The 12,579-nt window shown below is 63.6% G+C and carries 11 protein-coding genes; 1 reads left to right on the top strand and 10 read right to left on the bottom strand.

Going from position 1 to position 12,579, the window contains the following annotated elements; all coding sequences use genetic code 11:
• Positions 1-129: 129 nt before the first annotated feature.
• On the bottom strand, positions 130-1,344 hold the full coding sequence (serB, locus tag ACQKPZ_RS19290; RefSeq protein ID WP_427541149.1) for a phosphoserine phosphatase SerB: 1,215 nt from the start codon (positions 1,342-1,344) through the stop codon (positions 130-132).
• A 134-nt stretch (positions 1,345-1,478) separates the two neighbouring features.
• Between serB and ACQKPZ_RS19285 the strand changes: the two genes are divergently transcribed.
• On the top strand, positions 1,479-2,939 hold the full coding sequence (locus tag ACQKPZ_RS19285) for a histidine kinase (protein WP_427541146.1): 1,461 nt from the start codon (positions 1,479-1,481) through the stop codon (positions 2,937-2,939).
• A gap of 215 nt (positions 2,940-3,154) precedes the next feature.
• On the opposite strand, the gene ACQKPZ_RS19280 is transcribed toward ACQKPZ_RS19285, so the two are convergent.
• The 9 genes from ACQKPZ_RS19280 to ACQKPZ_RS19240 form a co-directional block, all read right to left on the bottom strand.
• A complete protein-coding gene (locus tag ACQKPZ_RS19280; RefSeq protein WP_391129523.1) occupies positions 3,155-3,865 on the bottom strand; it encodes a PqiC family protein in 711 nt (236 codons plus the stop codon).
• Between the two features lie 172 nt (positions 3,866-4,037).
• A complete protein-coding gene (gene parC, locus ACQKPZ_RS19275) occupies positions 4,038-6,296 on the bottom strand; it encodes a DNA topoisomerase IV subunit A (protein WP_391129526.1) in 2,259 nt (752 codons plus the stop codon).
• Between the two features lie 10 nt (positions 6,297-6,306).
• A complete protein-coding gene (locus ACQKPZ_RS19270; protein ID WP_427541143.1) occupies positions 6,307-6,825 on the bottom strand; it encodes a retropepsin-like aspartic protease family protein in 519 nt (172 codons plus the stop codon).
• Positions 6,822-7,808: an esterase-like activity of phytase family protein gene (locus tag ACQKPZ_RS19265; RefSeq protein ID WP_427541140.1), complete on the bottom strand. Its 987-nt coding sequence runs from the start codon at positions 7,806-7,808 to the stop codon at positions 6,822-6,824. Before ACQKPZ_RS19265 ends, ACQKPZ_RS19270 begins: the two co-directional genes overlap by 4 nt.
• The gene (gene parE, locus ACQKPZ_RS19260; RefSeq protein WP_391129535.1) at positions 7,805-9,709 is read right to left on the bottom strand and encodes a DNA topoisomerase IV subunit B; all 1,905 of its coding nucleotides are present in this window, start codon (positions 9,707-9,709) and stop codon (positions 7,805-7,807) included. The genes ACQKPZ_RS19265 and parE overlap by 4 nt, the downstream gene beginning before the upstream one ends.
• Positions 9,710-9,745: 36 nt before the next feature.
• The gene (locus tag ACQKPZ_RS19255) at positions 9,746-10,354 is read right to left on the bottom strand and encodes a YqiA/YcfP family alpha/beta fold hydrolase (protein ID WP_427541138.1); all 609 of its coding nucleotides are present in this window, start codon (positions 10,352-10,354) and stop codon (positions 9,746-9,748) included.
• A 274-nt stretch (positions 10,355-10,628) separates the two neighbouring features.
• Entirely contained in the window at positions 10,629-11,426 is a 798-nt protein-coding gene (gene cpdA, locus ACQKPZ_RS19250; protein ID WP_427541135.1) for a 3',5'-cyclic-AMP phosphodiesterase, read from the bottom strand.
• Between the two features lies 1 nt (position 11,427).
• Entirely contained in the window at positions 11,428-11,880 is a 453-nt protein-coding gene (locus tag ACQKPZ_RS19245; protein ID WP_041166609.1) for a DUF1249 domain-containing protein, read from the bottom strand.
• The gene (locus ACQKPZ_RS19240; protein ID WP_391129544.1) at positions 11,871-12,488 is read right to left on the bottom strand and encodes an NUDIX domain-containing protein; all 618 of its coding nucleotides are present in this window, start codon (positions 12,486-12,488) and stop codon (positions 11,871-11,873) included. Before ACQKPZ_RS19240 ends, ACQKPZ_RS19245 begins: the two co-directional genes overlap by 10 nt.
• Positions 12,489-12,579: the final 91 nt, after the last annotated feature.

Here is a 12,579-nt window from a genome sequence, read left to right as displayed (position 1 = left end):
GGTGATCAAGCGGATGGCTTACGGCTACCGGGACAGCGAGTTCTTTTTCATGAAGATCAAGAATGACTTTCCCGGCAATCCGTGAAGAACCTTTTTATTGGGGCTGCTTTACAGCCCCAGATTCCCGGGTCAGCCGCGCGCGTCGCGGTCGCGCAGGCCCAGCAGGTACAGCACACCATCCAGCCCAAGGGTGGAAATGGCCTGCTTGGCCGACTGGCGCACCAGCGGCTTGGCGCGGAACGCTACGCCCAAACCGGCCAGCGACAGCATTGGCAGGTCGTTGGCACCGTCACCCACGGCAATGGTCTGCTCCAGCTGCAAACCCTCTTCGATGGCCAGTTTCTGCAGCAGCTCGGCTTTGCGCTGTGCATCAACGATCGGCTCCACCGCCACACCGGTGACCTTGCCGTCGACCACTTCCAGCTCGTTGGCAAATACGTAGTCAATGCCCAGGCGCGCCTGCACCTGGCGGGCAAAGTAGGTAAAGCCACCGGACAGGATCGCGGTTTTGTAGCCCAGGCGCTTGAGTTCGGCGAACAGGTTTTCGGCGCCCTCGGTCAGCCGCAGCGAAGCGCCGATTTCGTCCAGTACACCTACATCCAGGCCCTTGAGCAGCGCCATGCGCTCCTTGAAGCTGGCGCGGAAGTCCAGCTCGCCGCGCATGGCGCGCTCGGTGATGGCCGCCACCTGCTCACCCACGCCTGCCGCCTTGGCCAGTTCATCGATGACTTCGGCTTCGATCAGCGTCGAGTCCATGTCGAATACCGCCAGGCGGCGGTTGCGACGGAACAGGTCGTCCTTCTGGAAGGCAATGTCGATGCTCAGTTCTTCCGCCAGCGCGAAGAAATCGGCACGCAGGGCCTGGGCATCGCTTGGCACGCCGCGCACGGAGATCTCGATGGCCGCCTTGCCCTTGTCGGTTTCAGCATCCAGCGCCACACGCGCCGACAGGCGCTCGATGCGCTCGATGGTGAGGCCGTACTGGCTGATCACCGCACTTACCCGCTGCAGCTGCTCGGGGGTGATCTTGCGGCTGAGCAGGGTCACGATGTGGCGCGCTTCGCCGTGGCCGTCGGCCCACTGCTGGTAATCTGCCTCGGAAATCGGCGTGTAGCGGGCCTGCAGGTTCAGTTCGTGCGCCTTGGCCTGCACGCTTTGCAGCAGCGCGGTAGCCACTTCGTTGTCCGGGATGTCGACCAGAATGCCAAACGACAAGGTGCCGTGCATGACCGCCAGGCCGATGTCGAGGATGCTCACACCGCCCTGCAGCAGGACGCCGGTGATAGCCGCAGTGAGACCGGGACGGTCCTCACCGGTGATGTTGATCAGGACGATTTCGCGCACAACCTGGCTCCGACTTCGATGAAAAATGCGCATTCTACCGATTTTCCATGACCATCGGGCGCCAACGATACTTTGCCGACAAAACCCGTGTCGCTATACTGCCCCACACTTCATGCCATTAAGAGCCGAGCTCAGTGAACCGGCCCACGCCCGTCAAAGCAGACAACTTCTTCCTGATGATCTATCGTGCCCTGAGTCAACGTCGCGTGCCGCTGGCACTGCGCATCGCCTGCACCAACATCTTCCTGGTGGCGCTGGCACTGGTGATCTATGCCTGTGTGATGGGCCTGCAGTTCAAGCAGGCCATGCACGAGCAGGCCGACGCCCTGGGGCAGAGCCTGACCACCCAGACCGCGACGTCGGCGACCGAGCTGCTGGTGGCCAATGACATCCTCAGCCTCAACGTGCTGCTCGGCAACCTGGTGAAGAACCCGCTGGTGGCCCATGCGGCGATCTACAGCGTGGACAACCGCATCCTCGCCGAGGCCGGCCAGCGCCCGCGCAACAGCCTGCTGGGTGAGGCCGAAGGCCTGTACCAGACCAAGATCACCTTCCAGGACGTGACCGCCGGGCAACTGCGCATCAGCCTGGACATGAGCCAGTTCCAGCAGCCGATGCTGATCAGCCTGCAGAGCATGGGCATCCTTGCTGCCATTTTGCTGGTGCTCGCCCTCACGCTCAGCCTGCGCCAAGGCCGCTTCATCACCCTGCCGCTGCTGCAACTGCGGGTGTGGCTGCGCGACCCGCAACCCTACACCCCGGCCACCGACCGCCAGGACGAGATTGGCGACATTGCCCGCCAGCTGCATGCACGCCTGGCGCCGCCGCCACCGCCAGAGCCCGAGCTGGAGGAAGAGGACGACGAGCAGTACGAGGAGGTGCACGAGGCTGCGCCGAAGGCAGCCCCGAAACCAGCTCTGCGCGCCAAGGTTGTTGCGCAAGATGACGACGATGACGAGGCCTTTGCTGGCCTGCTGGACGATGACAACGCACCCCAGGCCGCAGCGGTGGAGTCCGACGAGCCTCAGTACAGCGCCGTACTGGCCGTGCAGCTGGGTTCACAGGAGCAACTGCGCCGCCTGCCACGCACACGCCTCACCGAACTGACCGAACGCTACCGCGATTGCCTGGAGCACGCGGCCTCGCTCTACGACGGTGAAACCCACACGCTGAATGACGGCAGCACCCTGGTGCTGTTCCACAGCCGCGAATGTGGCGAAGACTACCTGACCAACGCCATCTGCTGCGGCGAGCTGCTGCGTGCCCTGGGCCACGCCCTGCAGATTGAAGTGGCCGACAGCGGCATCACCCTGCAACTGCAACTGGGCCTGGCCCTGGGCAACGACCTGCAAGGGCTGGAGATGGTGGACCTGCTGATGGCCGAGAAGGCCCAGGACGCCCTGGCGCTGTCGCAACACAGCCGCAACCTGTTGCTGGTGGAGCGGCAGATCAGCGATGACACGCTGATTCGCCAGCGTGCGCGCATTCGCCCGATTGCCAGCCCTGAAGGCGCCTGCTGCGTGGAGCGCTTGATGGAGCCCTACCCGTCGATGCTGGAGCGGCAACTGGCGCGCATGCACGAACGCCGGGCCTGACAGGCCTGCACTGGCCCCTGTAGGAGCGGCCTTGCGTCGCGATGGGCTGCGAAGCAGCCCCAAAATATGTGCCGCACTGCTGAACCTTGGGGCTGCTGCGCAGCCCATCGCGACACAAGGCCGCTCCTACAGGAAACGCGCCATGCTTAGACTGGTTTTATGCAGCCACAAAAAAGCCCGCATGATCGCGGGCTTTTTTGTATCTGGCTGGTCGATCAGAACCGATAGACTTCCATATCGGTACGAATCGGCGACGCCATCGGAATCTTGGATTTCTCCGGCTCCTTCTTCACCTGCACCGGCGCAGCGGGCTTTTTCGGTGCTTCTTCAACAATTGCAGGCTGATTGGCCAGCGGCTTGACCGCAGTGCTCAATTGCTCAGCCAGCTTCTGCAGCAGTTGGCCCTGGGCCTGCACCTGCGACGACTCGCTGCCCTCGTGCGGCTGCTCAAGGTGAACGATGCGGTTGTCACGCACGTGCCCGCGACGATCCAGCAGGCGCCACTGGGCATCCAGGATTGCCGGCTGGTTCTTGCCTGAATCCAGGCGGGTGATGGACAGCAATACTTGCACATCCGGGCTGAAGCCGGCCGTTGCAGGGGCCAGCACCACACGCTGGCTGTCCAGGCGCCAGGCGAGCTGACGTACCAGCAACTGGTCGATATCGGACGAGAGGCTACCCGCCCAGCGACCGTCGGTCGCCGCGCTCAGGCTGCCATCGGCCTGACGCTGCAGGAACGTCTCCCGCTGCAGGTAATCGGCCACCGATACCGGGCCGAGTACCACGGCCATGCCTGCACTCTGCGAAGGCTGGCCAGGATCACCACTGTCGAGCTGATACAGGGCAACCGGCTGGTGCATGGTGCACCCGCCCAGGCCCAGCAGGCCAGTCATCAACAGCGCAAATGGAAGGCGCAGAAATTTCATCATCCCATCCAGGCGGTCGCCTACAGGCACACCGCAGTGATACATATAGATTCAAACGGGCACACGACTACGCCGGCACCACGAGGGCCATATCATCCGCGAAATAACCGTCCGACTCCAGCATTTCTGCCCGGAACGGCGCTGAAATTGCCGTTCCAGACATTTCTACCGGTTACGCCGGCACTTCCACCAGCAACCCGTCGACGCGCTGGAACCCGCGTGGCAGCTTGCTGCCGCGCCGTCCCCGCTCGCCCTTGTAGTGTTCCAGATCGTCTCCTTTCAGAGACAGGGTACGCTTGCCCGCTTGCAATACAAGGGTTGCACCTTCGGCAATCACCGCCAGATCGGTGACAAATTCTTCACGGCTGGCCACCCGGTCACCCGGCACACCAATAATCTTGTTGCCCTTGCCTTTGCCCAGTTGCGGCAAGTCGCTGACCTTGAACACCAGCAGACGGCCTTCGGTGGTCACGGCCGCCAGCCAGTCCTGCTCGCGGTCGGCCACCGGGCGCGGGGTCATGACCTTGGCCCCGTTGGGCAGGCTGAGCAAGCCCTTACCGGCCTTGTTCTTCGCCTGCAGGTCTTCGCCCTTGACCACAAAGCCGTAGCCGGCATCGGACGCCACCACATAAAGCGCGTCATCGTCCGGCAGCAGCACGCATTCGAAGGTGGCCCCCGGTGGCGGCGTCAGGCGGCCGGTCAGTGGTTCCCCCTGGCCACGTGCCGATGGCAAGCTGTGAGCAGCCAGCGAGTAGCTGCGGCCGGTGGAGTCGATCAGCACGGCAAACTGGTTGGAGCGCCCGGCGGCGGCGGCCTTGAAACCATCGCCAGCCTTGTACGACAGGCCGGTGGCGTCAATGTCATGGCCTTTGGCGCAGCGCACCCAGCCCTTCTCCGACAGCACCACGGTAACGGGCTCGGTCGGCATCAGCTCGTTTTCCGACAGTGCCTTGGCTTCGGCGCGCTCGACGATTGGCGAGCGGCGGTCGTCGCCATAGGTTTCGGCGTCCTTGATCAGCTCGCTGCGCACCAGCTTGCGCAGTTTGGCCTCGCTGCCCAACAGGGCCTGCAACTTGGCTTGCTCTTTTAGCAGTTCGTCCTGCTCACCACGGATTTTCATCTCTTCCAGACGCGCCAGCTGCCGCAGGCGGGTCTCGAGAATGTACTCGGCCTGAATTTCGGTCAGGTCAAAACGGGCGATCAGCGCCTGCTTGGGGTGCTCCTCGGTACGAATGATGTGGATCACTTCGTCCAGGTTGAGGAAGGCGGTGAGCAAACCATCCAGCAGGTGCAGACGCTTTTCGACCTTGTCCAGGCGGTGCTGCAGGCGGCGGCGAACGGTTTGGGTACGGAACTCGAGCCACTCCACCAAGATCGCACGCAGGTTCTTCAACTGCGGCCGGCCATCAAGGCCGATGATATTGACATTGACCCGGTAGCTGCTTTCAAGGTCGGTGGTGGCGAACAAGTGCTGCATCAGCTCGTCGGCATCCACGCGGTTGGAGCGCGGAATGATGACGATACGGCACGGGTTCTCATGGTCCGACTCGTCCCGCAGGTCGGCGACCATCGGCAACTTCTTGGCCTGCATCTGCGCAGCGATCTGCTCCAGCACCTTGGCCCCGGAGACCTGGTGCGGCAGCGCGGTGACCACGATGTCGCCATCTTCGACGCGGTAGACAGCGCGCATGCGGATCGAGCCACGGCCGCTTTCGTACATCTTGAGGATTTCCGCCCGCGGCGTGACGATTTCCGCCTCGGTCGGGTAGTCCGGCCCCTGGATGTGCTCACACAGCTGCTCAATGGTGGCCTTGGGCTCATCGAGCAGGCGCACACAGGCGCTGGCCACTTCACGCAGGTTGTGCGGCGGCACGTCGGTCGCCATGCCAACAGCAATACCCGTGGTACCGTTGAGCAGGATATTGGGCAGGCGCGCCGGCAGCACGGCCGGCTCCTGCAAGGTGCCGTCGAAGTTCGGCACCCAGTCCACGGTGCCCTGGCCGACTTCGCTCAGCAGCACTTCTGCATAGCGCGACAAACGCGCTTCGGTGTAACGCATGGCGGCAAACGACTTCGGATCGTCAGGCGCACCCCAGTTGCCCTGGCCATCGACCAGGGTATAGCGATAGCTGAATGGCTGCGCCATCAACACCATGGCCTCGTAGCAGGCCGAGTCGCCGTGGGGGTGGAACTTGCCGAGCACGTCACCGACGGTACGCGCCGACTTCTTGTGCTTGGCATCGGCATCGAGCCCCAACTCGCTCATGGCATAGACGATGCGTCGTTGCACCGGCTTCAGGCCATCGCCAATGTGCGGCAGGGCGCGGTCCATGATCACGTACATGGAGTAGTTGAGGTAGGCCTGTTCGGTGAAGTCAGCCAGCGAGCGGCGTTCTACGCCATCCAGGCTGAGTTCCAGTGAGTCGCTCATGCGGGCCTCGTCATTTCAGGTTCTGGCGCAACAGCATGGTGCCGCCGCGCTGGGTAAATTCAAGTTGTTTCAGGGCACTCATGCCCAGTAATACGGTTTGCCCTTCCAGGCCCGGCACCACGGTGGCGCGTACATCCTGCAGGCGGATGTCGCCCAGTTGCAGGTTGGCCAGGCGCGTGCGATAGCCTTCGGTGCGGCCGTTGGCGGTGCTGAGCAACACCGAACTGCCACGCTCAAGGCCCAGCTCGCGGGCCAACGCTTCGGGGATCGCCACGTCGGTGGCGCCGGTGTCGAGCATGAAATGCACCACCCGGCCATTGATCGCACCATCCACCACGAAGTGACCCTGGCCGTTGCTGAGCAGGCGCACTTCGATAAAGCCTTCGCCATGCTCGGACTGCACCTGGGTGTTGGGGTAACGCTGGTTGTCTTCCCACTGGCCGAAAAAGCGCGTGGCAAGGAACATCGCCGCCGCCCACGCGAGGATCATCAGTACCCTGCCCGCACGCTTGCCCGGTGTCTGGCTCATGGCTTGGCGCTCCAGCCACCTTCAGGTGCGTCGAAGCGCCACACAATTGGCCGATTTTCGCCATCGACGCGGTCGCCGTTGTTGTTGTCCAGCCCAATCCAGGCGCCCTTGCTGTCGATCACCAGCGCTTCGGCCAGCCCGAACGGCTGGTCATAGCGCCGCATGGGCTCCAGCGCCTCGGCGGCGAACGACCAGCAACGCTCGACCTTGCCGGTGTCGGTATCACGCCGGCAAACCCGGTAGGCGTTGCGTTCGAGGGTGAACAACTTGCCCTCGAACAAGGCCAGGTCGGCAAAATCGCGCGACAGTGCACGGGCATTGGGCATTTGCGCCGGCTGCATCTCAACCCCGGCCTCGCTCAGCAGCACGCAGCTGCGCCCGCAAGTCCACACCGATTGCTGCCGCTCGATGGCCACCAGGCCACGGCGCTCACGTTCGGCCGCCAGCCACAGGCGGTCCCCCGCCGGGTTTATCGCCAGGCCTTCAAACAGGGCATTGAAGTTCAGCAGCATGCCGCTGGCGCGGGCCTGGCGCACCATGGCCGGGTCGATCCGCAACCAGTCCGGCTCGCCTTGCACCGGTAACTGCAACACCGCGGCATGGGCCTCGCTGACCAGGTACAGGTTACCCGCCTGATCACAGGTGATGCCTTCAAAGTCCAGCTCGCCACCGCGAATGTACGATGCCGCCCAATTACGTGACTTCAGGCCCCACGGCAGGCCGCTTTCCGGCGGCGGTGGCGGGGTGAATGTCAGCGGCTGCGCGCGCCAGCTCTGGTTTTGCTGGTCGAAGCGGTAGATGCGGTCGTCGTCGCGGTCAGATACGCCCCACAGCCCGCCCCGGCATTGCGCCAAGCCAGAGAGGTTGCCACTGCGCATACCGTCGATCGGGTGCTCGGCAGTCAGTTTCAGCTCTGGCCAGTTGCCCGCCAGGCTCGGCAGGGCAACCAGTGCAAGGCAAGCGGCAAGAAGCTGCCGAATCAAACCATGACCTCGGCCAGGTTGCCTTTGGTTTCCAGCCAGCTCTTGCGATCGCCGGCGCGCTTCTTGGCCAGCAGCTTGTCCATCAGCTCGCACGTAGCCTCGACGTCGTCCAGGGTCAGTTGCACCAGGCGTCGGGTGTTCGGGTCCATGGTGGTTTCACGCAGCTGTGGCGGGTTCATCTCGCCCAGGCCCTTGAAGCGTGTGACCTGCGGCTTGCCGCGTTTCTTCTCGGCCACCAGGCGGTCGAGGATGCCGTCACGCTCTGCCTCGTCGAGGGCGTAGTAGATTTCCTTGCCCAGGTCGATGCGGTACAGCGGCGGCATGGCCACGTACACATGCCCGGCCTCGACCAGCGCCCGGAAGTGCTGGACGAACAGCGCGCACAGCAGCGTGGCGATGTGCAGGCCGTCGGAGTCGGCGTCAGCAAGGATGCAGATTTTGCCATAGCGCAGCTGCGCAAGGTCAGTAGCGCCCGGGTCGACGCCAATGGCCACGGCGATGTTGTGCACTTCCTGGCTGGCAAGCACTTCGCCACCGTCCACTTCCCAGGTGTTGAGGATCTTGCCGCGCAGCGGCAGGATCGCCTGGAACTCTTTGTCCCGCGCCTGCTTGGCCGAGCCACCTGCCGAGTCACCCTCGACCAGGAACAGCTCGGCACGCATCGGGTCCTGACCGGCGCAATCGGCCAGCTTGCCGGGCAATGCCGGGCCTTGGGTGATGCGCTTGCGCTCGACCTTCTTGCTCGCCTTCAGGCGGCGCCCGGCGTTGCTGATGGCCAGCTCGGCCAATTGCATGCCCAACTCGGGGTGGGCATTGAGCCACAGACTGAAGGCGTCCTTGACCACGCCGGAAACGAACGCGGCCGCTTCGCGCGACGATAGGCGCTCCTTGGTCTGCCCCGAGAACTGCGGCTCCTGCATTTTCATCGAGAGCACGAAGGAAATGCGCTCCCAGATGTCCTCTGGCGCCAGCTTCACGCCACGCGGCAGCAAATTGCGGAACTCGCAGAACTCGCGCATGGCATCCAGCAGGCCCTGACGCAGGCCGTTTACATGGGTGCCGCCCTGGGCCGTAGGGATCAGGTTGACGTAGCTTTCCTGGATGCTGTCGCCCCCTTCCGGCAACCACAGCAGGGCCCAGTCTGCGGCTTCCTTGTTGCCAGCCAGGCTGCCGCAGAACGGCTCGTCAGGCAGGCGCTGGAACTCGCTGACCGAGTCGACCAGGTAGGAGCGCAGGCCATCCTCGTAGTGCCATTCGACCTTTTCGCCACTGGCCTTGTCCTCGAAGCTGACCAGCAAGCCCGGGCACAGCACGGCCTTGGCCTTGAGCACGTGCTTGAGGCGGCTGATGGAGAACTTGGGCGAGTCGAAGTACTTCGGGTCGGGGCTGAAGTAAACGCTGGTGCCGGTGTTGCGCTTGCCGACCGAGCCGACCACTTCCAGCTCGCTGGCCTTGAAGCCGTCGGCGAACGTCATCTGGTATTCGTTGCCGTCACGCTTGACACGCACTCGCACCTGGGTCGACAGGGCGTTGACCACCGAAATGCCAACACCGTGCAGGCCGCCAGAGAACTGGTAGTTCTTGTTGGAGAACTTGCCCCCAGCGTGCAGCTTGGTGAGGATCAGCTCGACCCCGGACACGCCCTCTTCCGGGTGGATGTCCACCGGCATGCCGCGACCATCGTCGCTGACTTCCAGCGAGTGGTCGGCGTGGAGGATGACCTGCACAGAGCGGGCGTGACCGGCCAGGGCTTCGTCGACACTGTTGTCGATGACTTCCTGGGCCAGGTGGTTGGGGCGGCTGGTATCGGTGTACATGCCCGGCCGCTTGCGGACCGGGTCAAGGCCCGAGAGGACTTCGATGGCGTCTGCGTTATAGGCGCTAGCGCTGGGATTGGCCATAGGGTCTCTTCGTCAGTCTGGTGAATGCAAAAAAAGTCAAAATACAGAAAAGTCGAGCGCCGCGTACTGCCCGCGGGCAATACCGGCGAAGGCCAGCAGCGCTGGCAAGTGCTCGGCAAAGCCCTGGAAGCTGTGGTCACCACCGGCCTGGATGCGCAGGGCACAGGCACGGTAATAGTGCTCGGCGTGGCGATAGTCCAGGGTTTCATCGGCGGTCTGCAGCCACACTTGATAGCGGCTGGCATCTACCGGGGCCGGTACTTCCAGCTCGGCCAGGGCCTGCACGTGATCGAGGGTCAGCTCCCAGGTTTCATCGGTGTAGTGGTTGCGCTGGGTACCCAGGTAGCCGTCGAAATGCTTGTGCGGGGTTACCGCCGGGTTGACCAGCAGGGCCTTGAGGCCATGCTGCTCGGCCAGCCAGGTGGCATAGTAGCCGCCGAGCGAACTGCCCACCAGTAACGGCGCGCCGAGTTCGGCGATGGCTGCCTCGAGCTGGGCGATGGCCTGGCGTGGGTGGTGGTGCAAGGCGGGCACGCGTAGCTGGGCCGACAGGCCCAGTTGCTGCATCACGGCTTCGAGTTGGCGCGCCTTGGTTGAAAGTGGCGAGCTGTTGAAGCCATGGATATAGAGGATGGAACCCGACATGCTGCCCCCGGAGTCTGTGGCTTCGCGCCTGATGATGCGGGCGCAGGGATGCGCAGTGTAGCGCGTTCGCCGGGTTTTGACGCAGGGTCAAGGTTTTCGCAACAATTTGTTCACCATAGCCCGCTGCATCAGGGACCCTGTAGGAGCGGCCTTGTGTCGCGAAAGGGGTGCGAAGCGCCCCCCAGAATTCCAGCTTCGCCGCAGATATTGCCGGGGCCGCTTTGCGGCCCTTTCGCGACACAAGGCCGCTCCTACAGTTGACAGCGCAACCCGCTCAATAACCTGGGCTGTCGAAGTCGAGCTTCACTTCAAAGTCCCGCGCCCGCTCCACCCCGGTCTCCAGCCGCCCGTCGGCATGCAGGCGCAGCCAACGGTACCCAGGCTGCTCTTCGCTCACCTTGAAATCTTCGCTGCGGGCCGCGAACTGAATGCAGGTCGAAGGCGTAGCCAGCAGGCGCCGACCATCGCGCATTTCATCCCACTCCTGATGAACGTGCCCCCACAGCAATGCCCGCACCTGTGGGTAACCTTCAATGATGTCAAACAGCGCCTGGGCATTGCGCAAGCCGATCGGGGCGATCCAGGCGCAGCCGATGTCTACCGGTTGATGGTGGAAACACACCAGGCAATGGCGCTCGCCCGCCCCTTTCAGCGCGGCCTCCAGCACTGCCAGCTGGTCATCTTCCAGCAAGCCATGTGTGGCGCCATGCACCGCCGTGTTGAGCATCACAATACGCCAGGCGCCGATATCGGTTACCGCCTGTACCAGCTCCGGCGCCACTTCGGCCATGACCCGGGCCTCATCATGGTTGCCCGGCAGCCAACGGCTGGGTACGCCAAACGGCGCAGTCAGCTCACGAAAAGCTTCATAAGAGGCAACGCTGGCATCCTGGGACAAATCGCCCGTACACAACAGCAAGTCGACAAGCGGTTGCTCACGCCGCACCTGGGCAACCACATGGCGCAGGCTGTCACGGGTCTTGAGGCCCAGCATGCTGCCGGCCGGGTCGGCGAAAAGATGGGCGTCGGTCAGTTGCACCACATGTACAGGGCGCGTGTGGTCTGCATGCATGTCAGCGAACGCTTGCCAGTTCGTGGCCGCAAGCCAGGCAGTGGCTCAGCCATTCACCAAGGAACAGGTTGAGCTGGGCCTTTTCGTCCGGCTGGTGCATGGCCGCATTCGGATACGGGTAGATACTGCGCAGGCGCCGGGTGTGTTCGGCGCTGACCACTTCGGCCATGCGTGCATCGTGGTACACCTGCACTTCCAGGTGCGGCACCGGCAGCCACGGCAGGCTGTGCTCCTGGCGCACATGCAGGGTGGTGGTGTAGGGGCAGGCCAGCACCACGTCCAGCACCAGCACGCCGAGCATCTGGTCGCCTTGGGTCATGCCGATACGGCGCGAGCTCTGGGTGGTGCGCATGTCGGGCAACAGGCGCATCAGCCGGGCGTAGTTGGCCTCGCAGGCAGCCTGCAGCCCGACCAGGTCGACTCGATAACGCTCGCGCAGCAGGTTCACTTCCACATACCTCGTACTTCGTCACGGTTCAGCGCCAGCCATTGCAGGCCGATGATGGTCGCCGCGTTGCAGATGCGCCCGTCGCGCACGGCCTGCAAGGCGTCCTCGAACGACCACACGCGCACGCGAATGTCTTCGCCTTCTTCTTCCAGGCCATGCAGCCCCCCGGCGCCCTCGCTGGTGCAACGGCCAAGGAACAGGTGAACGTATTCGTCACTGCCGCCGGGGGACGGGAAGTAGCGGGTCATCGGCCACAGGGCGCTGAACGTCAGGCCGGCTTCTTCCTCGGCTTCGCGGTGGGCGACTTCCTCGGGTTGCTCATCCTTGTCGATCAGCCCGGCAACCATCTCGATCAGCCAGGGGTTGCCGACCTTGTCCAGCGCGCCCACGCGAAACTGCTCGATCAGCACCACTTCATCGCGCAACGGGTCGTAAGGCAGCACACACACTGCATCGTGGCGCACGAACAGTTCACGGCTGATCTCGCGGCCCATGCCCCCGGCAAACAGCTCGTGGCGCAGGTGCACCTTGTCGAGCTTGTAGAAGCCCTGGAAGCAGTTGGCCCGCTTGACGATCTCGACCGCCTTGGGCACCGAATTCAACGTGTCTGACATGGAAATCCTCGTTACCTCAACTACTGCATCGCGCCATCCTACTCTGCACGCTTTCGCGTTTCACCCCTTTCCGGCAACCGTTCGCACACTC

The sequence above is a fragment of the Pseudomonas sp. NPDC089547 genome (assembly GCF_050280665.1).
Taxonomy (GTDB): Bacteria; Pseudomonadota; Gammaproteobacteria; order Pseudomonadales; family Pseudomonadaceae; genus Aquipseudomonas.
This window is presented reverse-complemented; position numbering and strand designations above follow the sequence as displayed.